Below are 17,734 nucleotides of genomic sequence, written 5' to 3' on the forward strand. Positions count from 1 at the left end.
AAGCGCAACGAACCAATTCAATTAAAGGGTGTGTGTCCCAACCACGCTTCATGGACCGAGACTCCGCAGAACCGACGGTCGATGTGATGCCCGGCGAACGGGCACAGGAGTGGGCCGACTACCACCACCAGTTCTCCGCACCGAGCACCTACGTCTACGACTTCGTGTGGGACTTCACCGAGGAGGCCATCGGGCCGTTCTGTACCGACGTCGACGGGAACGTCCTGATGGACTTCACCAGCCACGTCGCGGCCGCGCCGCTGGGCTACAACAACCCCAAAATCATGGAGAAGTTCGAGGAGTTCGACCTCGTGGACCCGACCAACATCGCGGGGCAGGACTTCTACGCCGCGGGCGGGTGGTCTCCGGAGGACCCCGAACTCCCCAGTCCGACCCAACTGATGGACCGGTTGACCGACCTGACGAGCCACTACGACATGGACACCGTCTTCCTCTCGAACTCGGGGGCGGAGGCGGTCGAGAACGCCATCAAAATCTGCTACGCGCAGGGCGGCCACCGAGCATTCACGTTCGACGGGGCCTTCCACGGCCGGACGCTCGGCGCGCTCTCGCTGAACCGCTCGAAGGTGAACCACCGGAAGGGCTATCCCGAAATCGGCGGCGTCGTCTCTGTTCCCTACCCGTCCACGCAGGAGGCCTACGAGAAGCAGTGGCTCACCGACGGGCCGGGCGGCAACGTCCTCGCCGACAAACTCGACCCCGAGCAGGGCGTCATCGCCCCCGAGGAAGTCGCCTACCTCGTCATCGAACCCGTGCAGGGCGAGGGCGGCTACCGGGTGCCCCACGACGGCTTCGTCAGCGACCTCGCCGAGATTCGGGAGCGCTTCGACGTGAACGTCATCGCCGACGAGATTCAGTCCGGACTGGGCCGGACCGGCGAGATGTGGGGCGTAGACCACCTCGACCTCGACCCCGACGTGATTACGTCGGCGAAGGGTCTCCGCGTCGGTGCGACCGTCGCCAACTCCGACATGTTCCCCAAGGAGAAGGCCCGCCTCTCCTCGACGTGGGGCGCGGGCAAAATCGTGGACTCGATGCAGGGCGTGTTCACCATCGACGCCATCCAGGAGTACGACCTGCTCGACAACGTCGCCGAGCGCGGTCGCCAGATGCGCGAACTCCTCGAAGACGCCGACCTGCCGAACGCCATCGACGTCCGGGGCCGAGGGCTGATGCTCGCGGTCGAGTTCGACACCAAGGAGCGCCGTGAAGCCGTCGTCAAGGCGGCGCTGAAGCGCGGTCTGCTCGTGCTCGGATGCGGGTACAAGACGCTCCGCCTCCTGCCGCCGCTCGACGTGACCGAGCGCGAAATCGAACTCGCGCTCGACGTGTTCCAGTCGGCGGTCGAAGACGTGGCTTAATCGTCTCGTTCGTCCGAACCCCCGTTTCGATTCGTTCTGCTATTCGACGCGCACGTAGACCCTCTGCCGAGAGGGCGTTCGTCCGGTGTCACATCTGACTCACACGTTTTGGACGTCGGTGGCCCGACGGACGCCCCGACAAGATTGATAACGCGAATGGTCGTTGTGACGAGCATGTATCAGCTCAGTGATTCCCTCCGCGAGGAGTCCTCGGCGCTCGCGAGACTCCTCGGCGCGGTCAGGAGTCGGGCCGCGGGCGCGTTGGGCATCGCGGCAGTCCTCGCAGTGGTCGCGCTCCCGGACCCGCTTCCGGCGTACCCCGCGGGGGCCTACGCGCTGGTCGGAGTCGCGGAGGGCGTGGGTCTCGCGGTCGCGGCCGAGAACCTCGTGTGGCGACCGGCCAAGCGGTTCGACTTCGGTCGCGCGAGCAGGCGCGTCGGCGGCGTGGTCGGAACCGCGGCGCTGTTCGTCGTTGCCATGGCCGCGCTCGGCGTCGAACTCGGCCCGCGCGACCGGGCGCTGTTGGCCGGGTTCTGCCTCTCCGCGCCGTCCGCGATAGCCGCCATCGACTACCTCAAAGCGCGGGTGCAGGCCGACTTACTCACGTCCGACTCGGCGTGAGACTTTAGTCACCGCGCCGACTCCCGACTGGTATGAGTCAACTCGCGGCACGCGAACCCGACGTACGGCGCTTCGAGGCGACCGTCGCGGACGTGGACGGTCGGACGGTCACGCTGGACGAGACGCACTTCTACGCCGAGAGCGGCGGGCAACCCGCCGACCGCGGCACGCTGGCCGGGACCGTGGTCGAGGACGTCCAGAAGCGCGAGGACGGCGAAACCGTCCACCGCCTCGCCGACGACCCCGACTTCGAGGTCGGCGAGACCGTCCGGGCGGAGATAGACGAGGAGTTCCGGACCTACTGCATGCGGGCGCACACCGCCAGCCACGCGCTCTACGGCGCGGGCCGCAGGATTCTGGACGACCTCGGCTACGGCGGGTTCGACATCGGCGAGGAGAAGGTCCGGGTGGACTTCACCACCTCGACCGACATCACCGACGAGACGCTGGCGGAACTGGAGCGACTCACGAACCGCGCGGTGTGGGACTCGCTCCCGGTCTCGTGGGAGGAGATTCCTCAGGCGGAAGCCAGAGAGCGTGAGGAAGTAGCGTTCAACACCAAGACCGAGGAGGGCGTGATGAGCGAGTCCGACGCGGTGCGCGTGGTCACGATAGACGGGTGGGACTGGGCGGCCTGCGGCGGCACCCACGTCTCGAACACGAGCGAAATCGGTCCCGTCACCGTCCTCGACCGGTCGAACCCCGGGGAAGGGCTGACTCGCGTGGAGTTCGCGGTCGGACCGACAGCCATCCGGCGCCGGGCCGCGGACGTGCGCGCCGCCCGCGAGGCCGCACGGACGCTCGACGTGGGCGTGGGCGAACTCCCGGACGCCGCCGAGCGAGTCGGCCAGCAGGTCGAGGAACTCGAATCCGAACTGGACGACGCCAGAGAGGAACTGCTCGACGCGCGCCTCGCCGACCTGCGAGAGGACTCGGTCGAGCGCGACGGCGGCGAGTGGCTGGTCGGCACCGTCTCGGACTTCGGTCCGAACGAGGTCGCCGACTCCGCCAGAGCACTCGCGGGCGACGGTGCAAACCCCGAGGAGGGTGAGTCGCCGAGCGAAGCGGAAGCGCCGCAGGCGTACGACGCTGTGGTCCTCGCGGGCGAGGACGGCGCGACGTTCGTCGTCGCCGCGACCGACGGAACGCCGGACGCGGGCGACCTCGTGGACGACGTGACCGCGGAGTTCGGCGGCGGAGGCGGCGGCAGTCCGACGTTCGCGCAGGGCGGCGGACTGGACGCGAGTCCGGCGGACGTCGCGGCGTTCCTCCGCGAGCGATGAACTGACGACGGAGCGGTCCCGGATTCGGCTTCGGGAGCGCCGTTGCTGCCCGAAATCGGGGTCGTGTGAAGACTTATCCGCCTCGGTACGTAGTACAGCGTGTATGAGTGAACGGGTGGAGGCCTCAGGGACGACCTTCTGGGAGGACGCCGACGACGCCGAGGCCCTCCAGCGCTATCGGACGCTCGTGAACACCATCGACGACGGTATCTGCCAACTCGACGCCGAGGGCCGGTTCGTCGCGGTGAACGACGTTATCGTCGAGACGACTGGCTATACGCGGGAAGAACTCGTCGGCACGCACGTCTCGTCGCTGCTGGACGCCGCCGACGCCGCGACTCTGGAACGCGAAATCCGCGAGCGTCTCGACGGGTCTGCCGACCGCAACCGGACGTTCGAAATCGCGGTGCAGACCGCCGACGGCGACCGGATACCCTGCGAACTGCGGTTGAATCTGCTCGTCGAGGACGACGCGTTCCGCGGGACTATCGGCGTCGTTCGCAACGTCACCGAACGCGAACGAACGCGGCGAGAACTCGACGAGCGCGAGCGCCAACTCGACCGCGAACGCGACCTGACCGACGAGATGGTCGAGGCCAGTCCTATCGGCGTCGGGGTCTTCGACGCGACGGGTCGGTCACGCAGATAAACGAGCGCGCCGGAGAACTCCTCGGCGTCTCCGACCCGGAGGCGTACGCGCCCGGCGACAGACCGGCCTACGACGAGAGCGGCCGACTCGTCCCGTCGGAGGAGCGGCCCTTCGCGCAGGTCGTGGCGACCGGCGAACCGGTGTACGACCGAGTCCTGCAGGTCGAACTGTCCGACGGGAACCGACGCTGGCTATCGGTCAACGCCGCTCCCGTGCTGAACGACGACGGCGACGTGGAGCGGGTCATCACCACCGCGGAGGACGTCACGGACATCAAGGAGCGCGAGCGCAAACTCGAAGACGAACTGAGCGAAATCTTCGGTCGAGTCACCGACGCGTTCTACGCGCTCGACGACGAGTGGCAGTTCACCCACGCCAACGAGCGCGCCGAGGAACTCATCGACTACCGCGGCGAGGGTCTCGTCGGCCGGGACCTCTGGGAGGTGTTCGAGTGGGCCACCGACTCGAAACTCGGCGAGGAGTACCGGACCGCGATGGAGACACAGGAGCCGACCTCCTTCGAGTTCTACTACCCCGAACCGCTGGCGGCGTGGTACGAGGTCCACGCGTACCCCTCCGACACGGGGCTGTCGGTGTACTTCCGGGACGTGACCGACCGCAAGGAGCGCGAGCGAGAACTCGAAGAGTCCGAACGGCGGTATCGGACGCTCGCGGAGTACTTCCCGAACGGAATCGTGACGCTGTTCGACCACGACCTCGAGTACACGCTGGCCGCGGGCAAGGGATTCGACGACATCCCCGTCGAACCGGCCGACGCCGAGGGTGAGCACTTCCGAGACGTCTGGGACGAGGACACCGCCGACGAACTCGAACCCGTCTTCGAGGCCGCGCTCGACGGTGAGGAGCGCTCGGTCGAACTCACTTACGTCGGCCGCGAGTGGGTCGTCCGCGGGGTCCCCATCACCGACGAACGCGGCGAGGTGTTCGCGGGCATGACGATGGCTCAGGACATCACCGAGCAGAAGGAGCGCGAGCGGTACCTGCGTGACGCCAAGTCGCAACTGGAGGCGGCGGCGGAGGCCGGAGCGGTCGGGACGTGGGAGTGGCGCGTCCCCGAGGACGAGTTCGTCACGGACGCCTCGTTCGCCAAGACGTTCGGGGTGGACCCCGACGCCGCCCGCGAGGGCGTCTCGATAGGCCGATTCGTCTCCGCCATCCACGAGGACGACCGCGAGCGAGTCGAGCGCAAGATAGAGCGGGCGGTCGAGTCCTGCGAGGAGTACGAGGCGGAGTATCGCGTCCGGAACGCGGACGGCGACGTTCGGTGGGTCGTTGCCCGCGGCCACGTCGAGTGCGACGACAACGGTAACCCCGTCACGTTCCCCGGTGCGCTCGCCGACATCACGGAGCGAAAGCGGGCCGAGCAGGCGCTCGACGAACACCGCAAACAACTCGAAACCCTCTTCGAGGTGCTCCCGGTCGGCGTGGTGGTCGCGGACGCGGACGGACGACTCGTCGAGGCGAACGACGCCGCGAAGGAACTCTGGGGCGGCGACGTGTTCGACGCGGAGTGCGTCACCGACTACGACCGCTACCGGGGATGGTGGGCCGACACCGGCGACCCCGTCGCCCCCGAGGAGTGGACGATGGCCCGCGTCCTCCGCGGCGAGGAGGTCACGGAACCCGACGTCTTCGAAATCGAGACGGACGACGGCGAGCGCAGAATCGTCATGATTCACGGGATGCCGGTCCGAGACGCGGACGGCGAGGTCGCTCGCGGCGTCGTCACGCAGACGGACATCACCGACCGCCGGGAGTACCAGCGCCAGTTAGAGGAGTCCGAGCGCCGTTACCGGACGCTCGCCGAACACTTCCCGAACGGCGCGGTCGGCATCTACGACCGCGACCTCCGGTACACGCTGACCCGAGGTGCCGTGCTGGGCGAGAAACTCCCCGGCCGGGACCGCCTCGAAGGCGCGAGGATGCCGGAGGTGTTCCCCGCTCACACCGCTGCGGACATCGAACCGCTGTTCCGGGCCGCGGTCGAGGACGGCGACGCCGGTAGTACGACGACCGAGTTCGGCGGTCGGAACTGGCGGGTCTGGGCCGCGCCCCTGCGCGACGCGGACGGCGACGTCTTTGCCGGACTGAGTTTCACGCAGGACATCACCGAACAGGTCGAACGCGAGCGGAAACTGGAGGAGACCGTCGAGAAACTCGAGGAGTCGAACGAGCGACTCGAATCGTTCGCCAGCATGCTCGCCCACGAACTCCGCAACCCCGTCACCATCGGTCAGATATACACCCGCCAGCTCCCGGACGGGACCGACGCGGAGGCCGTCGAGTACGTCAGGGAAGCGTTCGACCGCATCGAGGACATGATAGAGGTGATGCTGATTCTGACCCGGGGTCGGGACGCGGTCGGCGCGAGCAGTCCGCTGTCACTGGCGGACGCGGTTCGGGACGCGTGGGAGGGGGTAGACGCGGTCCACGCGACGCTCGACGTGGCTATCGACGAGGTGGTACGGGCCGACGAGACGTACGTCAGGCACCTGTTCCGGAACCTCTTCGAGAACGCCGTACAGCACGGCGGTGCGGACGCGACCGTCCGCGTCGGGAGGCTACCGGATGGATTCTACGTGGCCGACGACGGCGAGGGCATCCCGCCCGAGGACCGCGACGACGTCTTCGAAGTCGGGTTCACGACGGCGGCCAGCGAAGGCGGAACCGGACTGGGACTCGCGTTCGTCGAGGAGTTAGCCGAGGTGTACGGGTGGACGTGCGACGTGACCGAAAGCGAGGCGGGCGGCGCGCGCTTCGAGTTCAGGAACGTGGAGTTCGTCTCGGAAGAGTGAACAGTCGGCAGGAGAACCGAGAACAGGCAACTTTTTCCACGCCGTTCCCGACAGTTCGCGTATGAACCTCTCCGAGGAGCAACGGGCCATCCGCGACGTGGTACGGGAGTTCGCCGTCGAGGAGATACGCCCGACCGCGGCCGAGTGCGACGAGGAACAGACGTTTCCGGAGGACGTGTGGGACGGGCTGGCGGACCTCGACATGACCAGTCTCACGGTGCCAGAGGAGTACGGCGGTCTCGACGTGGACCGCCTGACCTACAGCGTCGTCAACGAGGAGGTCGCGTACGGGATGCTCTCGGTGGCGACCGCGCTGTCGGTCCACAGCCTCGCCACCTCCTGCATCGCTGAGTTCGGCGACGAGGACCAGAAGGAGCGGTGGCTCCCCGACATGGCCGAGGGCCGCCCCGTCGGTGCGTTCGCGCTCTCGGAGCCACAGGCCGGGTCGAACCCCGCCGAGATGACCACCGAGGCGAGGCGAGTCGAACGTGCCGACGGGCACGCCGGCGACGAGTACGTCATCAACGGGAAGAAGCAGTGGATAACCAACGGCGAGCGGTCGGGCGTTGTCGTCCTGTTCGCCAAGACCGACCGCGAGGACCCCCGGTCGGTCACGCAGTTCGTCGTCCCGAAGGACGCCGACGGACTGGAGGTCGGCAAGAAGGAGGACAAACTCGGCCTGCGGGCCAGCGACACCACCAGCCTGATTTTCGACGACGTGCGCATCCCGGCCGAGAACCGCCTGACGGAGGAGGGGAAGGGTCTCTCGGCGGCGTTCCACATCCTCACCGGCGGTCGCATCGGCATCGCCAGCCAGTCGGTCGGACTGGCCCAGTCCGCGCTCGACGAGGCCGTCGCGTACGCGCAGGACCGCGAGCAGTTCGACAAGCCCATCGCCGACATCCAGACCATCCGGCACAAACTCGCGGACATGAAGACCCAACTGGAGGCCGCGCGCCTGCTCACCCGCGACGCCGCCAGGCGCGAGGACGAGGGCGAGACCGTCGAGATGGCCGCCAGCATGGCGAAGTACTTCGCGAGCGAGGCCGCGGTGGACGTGACCAACGAGGCGGTCCAGATTCACGGCGGGTACGGCTACACCACCGACTTCGACGTGGAACGCCTCTACCGGGACTCGAAGATTACGACCATCTACGAGGGGACTTCCGAGATTCAGAAGAAAGTTATCGCCCGTAACCTCTTGGAATAAGCTCGAACGGCGTGAAACAGTCGGGATAGCCGCTAGACTTATAATTCCGGGTCGAAACGGGCGTAAACGAGATGGTCGTTTCCGAATCGTCTACGCTCGTGGACTTCGACGCGGAGGCCGCGCTCTCGGCGGCCCGTGAGGTCTCGGACGACGCAGTACACCTCTGCGTGGAGTACACGCCCGAGGAGTTCCACACGCTCTACGCCGACGAACTCACGATGTCGCTGTACGGCGGCGACCGCGACGAGATGGACGACCACTTCGAACAGGTCCACTCGTACGTCCACGTCGATTTCACCGAGCGAGACCTGTTCGGCGACGTGTTCCGCAGCGCGGGCGAGGTCCGGTCGTTCGTCACCTACATGGACTACGTGACGCTCGTCCGGATTCTAGTCGGTCAGCAGGGACTGTTCCTCACGACCGACCCCGACACGGACGTGACGGCGGTCGTCGATGCGGTCGAGACCCGACTGGACTGAGCGCCGTCCCCTTCCGGGCCGACTTCCGTCTCCCTGCGGACCGACCGAAACGACCGACACCCCTTTTTCGACGGTGGCCCTACCGACGAGCGTGACTCGACACGACGCTGGCGGTCGGACCGACGAGACGCCGAGCGACCGCGGGACGGACCTCGCGGCGGTCGTCTACGACCTTGACGGCACCTTGGTCCGCCTCGCCGTGGACTGGGCGGACGTGGAGCGCCGACTGGCCGACCTGCTGGAGCGCGAGGGGGTGGACGCCGACCCGCTGAGCGCGTGGGACCTGCTCTCGGCCGCCGAGGACGCCGGCGTCGGCGACGAGGCCGACGAACTCATCGCCGCGGCCGAGCGCGAGGGTGCCCGCGAGTCCGAGCGCCTCCCTCTCGCCGACGAACTGCTCGCGCGAGAGGTTCCGGTCGGCGTCTGCTCGCTCAACCACGAGTCGGCGGTCCGCATCGCGCTCGACCGCCACGACCTCGCCGACCGCGTCGCGACCGTGGTGGGCCGGGGGACCGTGCCCGAGCGTAAGCCCCATCCCCGCGCCCTGCTGGCCGCGGTCGAGGAGTTGGGCGTCGCTCCGGAGAACGTGCTGTTCGTCGGCGATTCGGCGAGCGACGAGGAGACGGCCGAGCGAGCGGGAACGCGGTTCGAGTGGGTTTAGCTCTCGGCGTCCGACGATTCTTCTTCCATCCGCCGTGCGTACAGAAAGACACAGACAGCGACGACGAACCAGACCAGCGCGCCGACCCGGATAGCGAACTCCGCCCGGGCGGCCCACGTGGGGAGCGAGACCCCGACCAGTAACGCGGCGAGCGCGACGACCGGCGCGCCCGCGACGATGGTGAGGACGAAGGTCGTCTGCATCACCCACCCGTAATCGACGCCGTCGGGGTCGTGGGTCTCGACTGGTTCGGGCACGTTTCGAGTGCGGGACGCTCGGGGCTTAAACGTTGCAGTTCCCGGCGTGGCTCATCGCTCGACTTCCTCGACCGAGACGGTCCGCATCTCCCCGTCCTCGCGTTCTCGCTCGACCCGCAGTCGGATTCCCTCCTCGCGGTCGCTGTCCTCGACGGCGTGGACCACCTCCCGCGTCGTCCCGGCGTCGAGCATCGCCATCCCCTCGCCCTCGTCCACGAGACTGTACCCGCTCTCGATGCAGTGGCCCATCAGCGCGCACTCTTTGCTGTGGGTCCGGGCGCGCTCGGGCAGGTCGTCGCGGGCGTTCTTGCGGACGCACCCGTTGTCGATGACGTAGCCCTCCAGCGTCTCCGAGTCGGTCTGCTCGTGGGTAGCCATAGCGTGCGTCCTACTCCTGACTCGAACTTGGGTTCTCTGGCCCCCGCGACGTCGAGCCGGACTACGACAAAATTCATCGGGAGAGTAACTGAAAGCATTTTACGACTCGGTCGGGAGTTGTCCGTATGGTCACTGAGGATAGCTCTCGACGCGCGGTACTATCGGGGGTCGCCGCGACGGGTCTCGCGGGACTCGCTGGCTGTCTCGGCGGTGGCGGCGTAGAGTACACGCTGAGTACGAACCCGGCCGGGGAGTCGCTACGCGAACTCGCGCGCCAGTACCTCCAGACCGACCCGACGGCGGAGCGGGCCAAGTTCGCGGTCGATTACCCCGACGAGTATAAGCACTCCGTGGTGCGAACGCTGCTGGAGGAGGGTTCCGTCGAAGTACTCCAGTGGCAACTCGCGTACGACCGCCAGTTCGGAACGACGACCCGGCCGCGGCCCTACTTTCTGCGAGACGACGGGACCTACTACTCGGTCGTCGCGGACGGGCAGTCGAAGCTGACGGCGACGCGGTGGGTCTTCTACCTCGACCCGGTCGAGTCCGAACCGAGCGACTCCGCGACGGTCGTCACTGAACCGCCGTCCTCGCTCTCGGAGACGGATACGACGGTCGTCCGCCGCGCCCTCGAAATCGTGACGTCGGACAGCGGGCCGAGAGACAGGAGCGACTACCCGCTGGGGAAGCGAGGCCCGATATTCCACGACCAGATGGACCCTTCTGCGAGCGACCTCGTCCCTTCGCCACCGTTCGATTACGTCGAGCGCGACGGCGACTACTACGCCGCCGTGGCACAGAAGGGAGCGGTCGAACTGACCCGCTACAGTTTCACCGCACGGGAAGTCGCCACGTCGATGGCCGAACTCGAACGATTCGTCGAGCGCGAGACCGTCGATGCGAGGTTCGACGGGACCGACCTCCCCTCGGGAGTCACCGAGATACTCCGAACCGCGACCGACGTCGGAAACGGACGATTGTATCGGGAAACCGGGCCGATGTCGGACGGACTACGGACGATACTCGAACGACTCGGGATGCTCGACCACATGCCCGAGAACGTCGAGTCAGAGTCGGTCCGGTTCGCGGGAGCGACGTTTCGGTACGACGGAACGTGGTACCACGGGTCGTTCTGGACTCGGTAGTCCCGGGTCGAGTGAACCGCTAAGAAAAATGAGCGCGAGCGTTCAGAAGTCTCGTTCGAACTCCTCGGCGAACCCGCGTCCGAGGTATCCGAGCGTGCTGAAACAGTTCGCGAGGTTCTCGTAGATGGTCCGCTTCGTGCTGTCGTCCCAGTTCCAGTACTTCTCGCTCTCGGACTGGTTGCTGTAAATCGTGTCGTAGATGTTGTAGCTGTACTGGCTGGAAACGCCCGCCATGTCCCGGATGGCCTGCGCCGCGCTGTAGATGCGCGGCGAAGACGACCCGCGCATGTGGTTCTGGAGGTTGTCGTCCGCGAAGCTAGCGTCCGACGACTTCCAGTTGTTGTTCACGATGTGTTCGAAGCCGTAGTGGAGCCACTTCTTGGGCGTGGTTACGAAGTCGATGTCGCCGTTCGTCAGGCCGCGCACGTCGAGACCCGCCTGTTCCATGCCCATCCCGGTGTGAAGCGGTTGCGCGCAGTCTTGGAGGTAGTGAAGGCTCCACCCGAGTTTCTTCTCGCCGTCGTAGCGCGAACTCTCGTTGATTGCCTGCGTGAAGAACTCGTCGCCCGTGCGGGGTGCCCGGCCGAGTCCGTTAGAGAACTCGGCTTCCCCGAGGGGACCGAAGTCCACCGCGGTGGCGTCCGGGTCGTAGTACTGCGCCCAGTTGGAGTGGTACACGTCGAGAGCGACTTTCAGAACCTCCGTGACGGCGTACTTGGTGACCTTCCCGGCGAGGGAAGTCATCGAAATCTGACTGCTGATGTCGTCCACCTCGCCCTTCGCCACGTCGCCGAACTCGTCCGGGTCGTCGGAGTGGGTCTCGATGGTGTAATCCGCTCCTATCGAGTCTTCGAGGAGGGAGTCGGTTATCTCGGTGTGGTGATTCTTGTCCCACTGCGTCTCGACGGTGTCCGGTCCGGACCCCGCGAACACGCCGATGGCGTTCTGACGGTCGGTCTTCTTCGCCTCGTTGGGCGTGAGTTTCTTGTTCTGTTTGGCCCCGTCGGCCAACGTGAGCGTGATTTCGTTGCCGTCTTCGACGCGCTCGACCGGGTACGCCTTTCGAAGCTTCGAGACGTACTTGCGAGCACCCCTGTAGTCGCGACCTTCGAGGTCCGACTGCTGGAAGTGACGCTCGATAGCGTCCTCGGACAGCGTGAGCAGTTCGGGGTGGTTGGTCACTCTCCGGACCGACGGGTGGAGTCTCTTCACCGTCACGTCCGGGTACGGGAGTTCGAGACCATCGTAGGAAATCTGTCCGTCGCCCGAACTCCGAGCGCTCCCGCTCGCGGCACCGGAGGCGGTCCCGATGGTGAGCGTCGCACCGAGCGCGGAGAGTCCCTTGAGAGCCGACCGGCGGCTAACGTCGTCTGAGCCGTTTGTATTTCTCACAACGTATAGTATTAAATATAACTTAGTTAAATATTTTTCTGAAAGTACACAACTAAAATGTGAAGTGTAGCTGAATAAAACACCTACGTCGTGCGCCGGCGGTACTTCCGTCTCGCCGATAGGAATCGAGAAACCAAAGATAGCGAACAGCAACCGAACACGTTTAACCACTGTGTCCGCGAGTGGCAATATATGCCAACCGTGCGGACGCTACAGGAGAAGGCGAGCGACGAGCAGATTACGATGCTGACCGCCTACGACGCGCCGACCGCCGAAATCGTGGACGAGTCGGGCGTGGACGTGATTCTGGTCGGCGACAGCATGGGCAACGCGGTACTCGGCTACGAATCGACGCTCCCCGTGACCGTCGAGGAGATGCAGAGTCGGACCGCGGCGGTCGCACGGGCCACGGACGACGCCATGGTGGTCGCGGACATGCCGTTTCTGAGCTACGGGGCCGACGAGAGCGAGACCATCGAGAACTGCGGCCGGATGCTCAAGGAGGCCGACGCCAACGCCGTGAAACTGGAGAGCGGTCCCCACACCGTGAGCGTCACCGAGCGACTCGTGGACCTCGGCATCCCCGTGATGGCCCACCTCGGACTGACGCCCCAGCGCGTCCACCAACTCGGGGGCTACTTCCGGCAGGGCACCGACGAGGAGAGCGCCGCGGAGATGCTGGAACTCGCGAAGGCCCACGAGGAGGCCGGGGCCTTCTCGCTCGTCCTCGAACACGTCCCCTCGAACGTGGCGGCACAGATTACCGAGGCGCTGGAGATTCCGACCATCGGCATCGGCGCGGGTCCCGACACCGACGGGCAGGTGCTCGTGCTAAACGACGTGTTCGGTCTGAGCGACCGGAGTCCGTACTTCTCCGAGCAGTTCGGCGACGTGAAGGCAGAGATGGAGCGCGCGGTCGCCGGGTTCCGCGACGCGGTGGAGTCCGGCGAGTTCCCGGCGGAGGAACACAGTTACAGCGAGGACGAGATAGACGATATCTACTGAGCGAACGCGGTGGGTAGCGAGGCATGTTCTGACTCAATCTGTCAGTCCGTGCTCGCCCGTCGCGGTGGACCACCGACACCGGCGGTCGGCGGGTGCGCGCGCGGAGTCCGGGACATTTTGTATCCCGCCCTCCAACGACCGGACATGAAAGTTCGCGGCCAGCGCGAGTGCAAGGACTGCGGCGCGCGGTGGTCCTACTACGAGACGGGAACCGTCGAGTGCCCGGAGTGCGGGAGTCTCCGGAGCGTCGGCGTCGAGGAGGAGCGCAACCTCCACACCGACAGTCCGGTCGAGTTCGACCTGACGGAACCGCGAGAAGCCGTGGACGCCCAACCGCTGCGAGAGGTCGCCGACCGCGCGGGCGAGATTGCCCGGGAGTACGTCCGCAAGCGCGGGTTCGTCCGGGGCGGCGACCTGCTGGCGCTGGACGAAACCTACCTCGCCGCGCAGGAACTCCGCCACGCCGCCGACGTGGTGGGCCGGGGTCTGGACCTGAGCGACGACGAGGAGTTGTACTTCCTCGCACTCCTCCGGTCCGCAGACGCCGAGGCGGCCGGGGCGGACGCCGACGGTCACGGGACCGAGACGGATTCCGACGCCGACTCGCGGCCCGCGCCGGACGAGGTTCCGACCTCGATGCATCCGATTCGCGGTCTGGCCTACGCCGAGGCGGTGGCGGAGTACCGCCGGGAGATGGCCGACTGGGCCGACGAGCGAGAGACTTCGGCCGTCGCCGATCGCGGCCGGGACGCGCTCGAAACGCTCGGCGACCACGTCAAGCGCGTGCAGGCGCTCGACGGCGACGTGGACGCCGACACCGCGGAACTGCTCGTGAACGCCGCCCGCGACGTCGGTCGATACCTCCGAGAGGGCGACGCCGACGCGCTGGCGAGCGCGCGCGACCGGTTTGACAGACTGGCCTGAACGGTCGTCACTCGAACGACTCGCGCAGGTCCTCGCCGATGGTCTCGATGGCCTCGCGGGCGCGGTCGAGTTCGACCGGGTCCTCCAGCATGTCCACGAAGCCGTGAATCATCCCCTCGTAGTTCCTGACCGTCACGTCCACGCCCGCGTCGGCGAGCGCGTCGGCGTATGCTTGGCCCTCGTCGCGTAGAGGGTCGAACCCCGCCGTGACCACCGTGGCGGGCGGGAGACCGCCGTGGTCGCACGCCTGTAGCGGGAAGGCGTAGGGGTTGCGGGCGTCGAGCGGACTCTCGAAGAACTGGTCGCCGAACCACTCCATCTCCGACCGGGTGAGGAGGTACCCCTCGTCGTTCTCCGCGACCGAGGGCCAGTCGTCGCGGGCGCTAGTCGCCGGATATATCAGCACCTGCCGGTCGATGTCGGGACCGCCGCGGTCCCGCGCGACGAGCGCCGCGACCGCCGCGAGGTTGCCGCCCGCGCTGTCGCCGCCGACCGCGAGTCGGTCGGCATCGACGCCTATCTCCGCGCCGTTCTCCGCGACCCACTCGACCGCGGCCACGGCGTCCTCCGTCGGGGCCGGGAAGGGGTGTTCGGGCGCGAGTCGGTAGTCAACCGAGACGACCGCACAGTCCGCGGCGTTGGTCAGGTGGCGACAGACCGAGTCGTGGGTATCGATGCTCCCGACGACCCACCCGCCGCCGTGGAAGTAGACCAGCACCGGATGGGGTCGCTCGCCGTCGGGCGAGTAGACTCGAATCGGGAGGTCGCCTCCGGGACCGGGTATCGTCCGGTCGGTCACGTCACCGACCGACTCCGAGGAGTCGCCCGACCTGAGTTCCTCGAAGAGGGTGCGGGCCTCCGCGGGGTCGAGAGTCGAGAGTTCGGGGGTCCCCATCTGGTCGAGTTGTTCGAGCAGTGCCTGCACTTGGGGGTGTGGTTCGGACGCCATACCGTCACGTTCCGCTTCAACCGACAAAAATTCGCATCAAGAAAACACGTCGCCGGTTTGGAACCGTTTCACCCGTCGGTCGCACCCGGGTCGGCCAGCAACTGCGTAGTTAAAATATTGCGGCTTCGTCCCGGAGTCAGGGCAGTTCGACGTCCACGTCCTGCTGCGCTCCGGCCGCCTTCACGGTGTTGTAGAGCAGCATCGCACGGGTCATCGGACCGACGCCGCCGGGGACGGGCGTGATAGCGCCCGCCGTCTCCTTCGCCGACTCGAAGTCCACGTCGCCGACGAGTTCGTACCCCTTCTCGTTGTCGGCGTCCACGCGGTTGATGCCCACGTCGATTACCGTCGCGCCCTCCTTCAGCATCTCGCCGTCTATCATCTCGGGGACGCCCGCGGCCGCGACGACGATGTCCGCCTCGCGGGTGTGCGCCGCGAGGTCCTCCGTCCGGGAGTGACAGACCGTCGTGGTGGCGTTACCGAGCGGTTCCTTCTGGACGAGCAGGTTGGCCATCGGCTTGCCGACGATGTCCGAGCGACCGACCACGACGGCCTCCGCGCCCTCTGTCTCGACGCCGTGGTGTTCGAGCAACTTCTGAATCCCGTGGGGGGTACACGGTTTGAACCGGGCGTTCCCGGCGACGAGTCGCCCGACGTTCTCGGGGTGGAAGCCGTCCACGTCCTTCTCGGGGTCCACGCTCCGGAGGACGCGGCGTTTGTCCACCTGCTCCACGACCGGCATCTGGACGAGGATGCCGTGGACCTCGGGGTCGGCGTTGAGGTCGTCGATGGTGTCGTACAGCTCTTGCGCGGGCGCGTCCTCGTCGATTTCGACGTGGATGCCCTCGATGCCGACCTCCTCGCAGTCGCGCTGTTTCATCGAGACGTACGTCTCGCTGGCGGGGTCGTCGCTCATCAGCACCGTGGCCAGACCCGGTCGGACGCCGGCGTCGGCCAGCGTCTCGATGCTGTCCTGCAAGTCGGTCCGAATCTGCTCGGCGACGGCGTTCCCGTCGATTAGCTCCGTCATTGCCCGAACGTCCGACGCCGAACCCCTTCAACCCTCGGATATGTGCGTATTTTCCCCCCCCTCTTCACTCGTTTAATGCACGTACATGCATTATATCGGGTTCGGGAGTCGCGTTTGCTTCTCGGGTATACGGTCGCGGGTCCGCTGTTCGACTCCCCGCGTCTGAAATCTCACCTTCTACGTCGGAAGTCTCAGCGGGAATCGTGATAAGAAAAGAGACAATACTCGAATTAATTTCTGATTACCGTAGCGGCGAAGGCCGGTTCACTCGTACAGGGGGTTCGCGTCGCAGAGTTCCTGCACGTCCTCGGCGACTTCGGCCTTCACGTCCTCGTCGTCCAGATTGTCGATGACGCGCGCGATGAGGTCGCCGACGTACCTGCAGTCCTCCTCGTCGAATCCGCGCGTCGTGAGCGCGGGCGTGCCAGCGCGGATGCCGCTGGGGTTGAACGCCGACCGTGTCTCGCCCGGGACGGTGTTGCCGTTGAGGACGATACCGACGTCTTCGAGGGCTTCCTCGGCGTCGCCGCCCGTGACGTCGGGGTGGGACTCCCGGAGGTCCACCAGCACGAGGTGGTTGTCGGTCCCGCCGGAGACGAGACTGAACCCGTGTTCGGAGAGGGACTCACCCAGCGCCTTCGCGTTCTCGACGGTCTGTTCGGCGTACTCCTCGAACTCGGGTTCGAGCGCCTCGCCGAACCCGACGGCCTTGCCCGCGATGTTGTGCATGAGGGGACCGCCCTGCGCGCCGGGGAAGACGGCCGAGTCGATGTCGTCGGCGTACTCCTCGTCGGCCATGATGATGCCGCCCCGTCCGGCACGAATCGTCTTGTGGGTCGAACCGGTGACGAAGTCGGCGATGCCGACGGGCGAGGAGTGGACCCCGGCGGCGACGAGTCCCGTGATGTGGGCGATGTCGGCCATGTGGTAGGCGTCCACGGCGTCGGCCGCCTCCTGAATCGTCTCCCACTCGACTTCGCGGGGGTACGCCGAGTACCCCGAGACGATGATGTCGGGGTCGAACTCCTCGGCCTGTTCGCGGAGGGCGTCGTAGTCGATGTACCCCGTCTCGGCGTCCACCTCGTACTGCTCGACCTCGTACACCTGTCCGGCGAAGTTGGCCGGGTGGCCGTGACTGAGGTGGCCGCCGTGAGTCAGGTCCAGCGAGAGTATCTTGTCGCCGGGTTCGAGCATAGCGAGGTAGACGCCCATGTTCGCCTGCGACCCGCTGTGGGGTTGGACGTTCACGTACTCGGCACCCCAGAGTTCCTTCGCGCGCTCGACGGCGAGCGATTCGATGGTGTCGGCGTGTTCACAGCCCGCGTAGTAGCGCGACCCCGGGTACCCCTCGGCGTACTTGTTGGTGAGGGCGCTCCCCTGCGCCTCCATCACGGCCTCGCTCACGTGGTTCTCGCTGGCTATCATCGCGAGCGTGTCGCGCTGGCGCTCTACCTCGGCTTCGAGGGCGTCTGCGACTTCGGGGTCAACTCCGCGGACGCGGTCGTACTTCATACAAAAAAATCGGTGCGTCCCGGAGTATAAGCTTACCTTTC

Annotated in this window: 17 protein-coding genes; 11 read left to right on the forward strand and 6 right to left on the reverse strand. The window is 66.5% G+C overall.

All coding sequences use genetic code 11. The features are described from left to right. The first annotated feature begins 50 nt into the window (after window positions 1-50). From FXF75_RS05195 to FXF75_RS05230, 8 genes are all read left to right on the forward strand, one after another. Window positions 51-1,382: an aspartate aminotransferase family protein gene (locus FXF75_RS05195; protein WP_163520441.1), complete on the forward strand. Its 1,332-nt coding sequence runs from the start codon at window positions 51-53 to the stop codon at window positions 1,380-1,382. A gap of 174 nt (window positions 1,383-1,556) precedes the next feature. After that, window positions 1,557-2,003: a hypothetical protein gene (locus FXF75_RS05200; protein ID WP_163520442.1), complete on the forward strand. Its 447-nt coding sequence runs from the start codon at window positions 1,557-1,559 to the stop codon at window positions 2,001-2,003. Window positions 2,004-2,035: 32 nt separating this feature from the next. After that, window positions 2,036-3,286: an alanine--tRNA ligase-related protein gene (locus FXF75_RS05205; RefSeq protein ID WP_163520443.1), complete on the forward strand. Its 1,251-nt coding sequence runs from the start codon at window positions 2,036-2,038 to the stop codon at window positions 3,284-3,286. Window positions 3,287-3,389: 103 nt separating this feature from the next. Beyond that, window positions 3,390-3,935: a PAS domain S-box protein gene (locus FXF75_RS05210; protein ID WP_163520444.1), complete on the forward strand. Its 546-nt coding sequence runs from the start codon at window positions 3,390-3,392 to the stop codon at window positions 3,933-3,935. After that, window positions 3,932-6,751 (forward strand): PAS domain-containing protein, encoded by a 2,820-nt coding sequence (locus tag FXF75_RS05215; protein WP_309221771.1) that lies wholly within the window; start codon window positions 3,932-3,934, stop codon window positions 6,749-6,751. The genes FXF75_RS05210 and FXF75_RS05215 overlap by 4 nt, the downstream gene beginning before the upstream one ends. Before the next feature lie 61 nt (window positions 6,752-6,812). Beyond that, complete coding sequence (locus tag FXF75_RS05220; RefSeq protein WP_163520446.1) at window positions 6,813-7,961, forward strand: acyl-CoA dehydrogenase family protein; 1,149 nt, start codon at window positions 6,813-6,815, stop codon at window positions 7,959-7,961. A gap of 71 nt (window positions 7,962-8,032) precedes the next feature. Beyond that, window positions 8,033-8,440 carry a hypothetical protein gene (locus FXF75_RS05225; protein WP_163520447.1) on the forward strand — a complete coding sequence of 136 codons (408 nt, stop codon included), beginning with the start codon at window positions 8,033-8,035 and terminating at the stop codon, window positions 8,438-8,440. A 91-nt stretch (window positions 8,441-8,531) separates the two neighbouring features. Further along, window positions 8,532-9,101, forward strand: a complete 570-nt coding sequence (locus FXF75_RS05230) for an HAD family hydrolase (protein WP_309221754.1) — start codon at window positions 8,532-8,534, stop codon at window positions 9,099-9,101. Here FXF75_RS05230 and FXF75_RS05235 read toward each other — a convergent pair. Beyond that, window positions 9,098-9,358 (reverse strand): DUF5822 domain-containing protein, encoded by a 261-nt coding sequence (locus FXF75_RS05235; RefSeq protein ID WP_163520449.1) that lies wholly within the window; start codon window positions 9,356-9,358, stop codon window positions 9,098-9,100. The two genes, FXF75_RS05230 and FXF75_RS05235, sit on opposite strands and share 4 nt — an antisense overlap. Window positions 9,359-9,409: 51 nt before the next feature. Beyond that, complete coding sequence (locus tag FXF75_RS05240; RefSeq protein WP_163520450.1) at window positions 9,410-9,736, reverse strand: hypothetical protein; 327 nt, start codon at window positions 9,734-9,736, stop codon at window positions 9,410-9,412. A gap of 125 nt (window positions 9,737-9,861) precedes the next feature. Between FXF75_RS05240 and FXF75_RS05245 the strand changes: the two genes are divergently transcribed. Then, window positions 9,862-10,881, forward strand: a complete 1,020-nt coding sequence (locus FXF75_RS05245) for a hypothetical protein (protein ID WP_163520451.1) — start codon at window positions 9,862-9,864, stop codon at window positions 10,879-10,881. A 42-nt stretch (window positions 10,882-10,923) separates the two neighbouring features. Here the strand turns inward: FXF75_RS05245 and FXF75_RS05250 are convergent, their stop codons facing one another. Continuing rightward, on the reverse strand, window positions 10,924-12,273 hold the full coding sequence (locus tag FXF75_RS05250; protein WP_163520452.1) for a hypothetical protein: 1,350 nt from the start codon (window positions 12,271-12,273) through the stop codon (window positions 10,924-10,926). Window positions 12,274-12,465: 192 nt separating this feature from the next. On the opposite strand from FXF75_RS05250, the gene panB reads away from it, so the two are divergent. Both panB and FXF75_RS05260 read left to right on the forward strand, forming a co-directional pair. Beyond that, a complete protein-coding gene (gene panB, locus FXF75_RS05255; RefSeq protein WP_163520453.1) occupies window positions 12,466-13,278 on the forward strand; it encodes a 3-methyl-2-oxobutanoate hydroxymethyltransferase in 813 nt (270 codons plus the stop codon). Between the two features lie 144 nt (window positions 13,279-13,422). Next, window positions 13,423-14,202 (forward strand): TFIIB-type zinc ribbon-containing protein, encoded by a 780-nt coding sequence (locus tag FXF75_RS05260; protein WP_163520454.1) that lies wholly within the window; start codon window positions 13,423-13,425, stop codon window positions 14,200-14,202. A 7-nt stretch (window positions 14,203-14,209) separates the two neighbouring features. On the opposite strand, the gene FXF75_RS05265 is transcribed toward FXF75_RS05260, so the two are convergent. The 3 genes from FXF75_RS05265 to glyA all read right to left on the reverse strand — a co-directional run bounded on the left by FXF75_RS05265 (window position 14,210) and on the right by glyA (window position 17,693). Further along, window positions 14,210-15,151: an alpha/beta hydrolase gene (locus FXF75_RS05265; protein ID WP_163520455.1), complete on the reverse strand. Its 942-nt coding sequence runs from the start codon at window positions 15,149-15,151 to the stop codon at window positions 14,210-14,212. Window positions 15,152-15,287: 136 nt separating this feature from the next. Continuing rightward, entirely contained in the window at window positions 15,288-16,181 is an 894-nt protein-coding gene (gene folD / locus FXF75_RS05270) for a bifunctional methylenetetrahydrofolate dehydrogenase/methenyltetrahydrofolate cyclohydrolase FolD (RefSeq protein WP_163520456.1), read from the reverse strand. A gap of 264 nt (window positions 16,182-16,445) precedes the next feature. Then, window positions 16,446-17,693, reverse strand: a complete 1,248-nt coding sequence (gene glyA / locus FXF75_RS05275; protein WP_163520457.1) for a serine hydroxymethyltransferase — start codon at window positions 17,691-17,693, stop codon at window positions 16,446-16,448. Window positions 17,694-17,734: the final 41 nt, after the last annotated feature.

Source organism: Halorussus sp. MSC15.2, assembly GCF_010747475.1.
Taxonomy (GTDB): Archaea; Halobacteriota; Halobacteria; order Halobacteriales; family Haladaptataceae; genus Halorussus.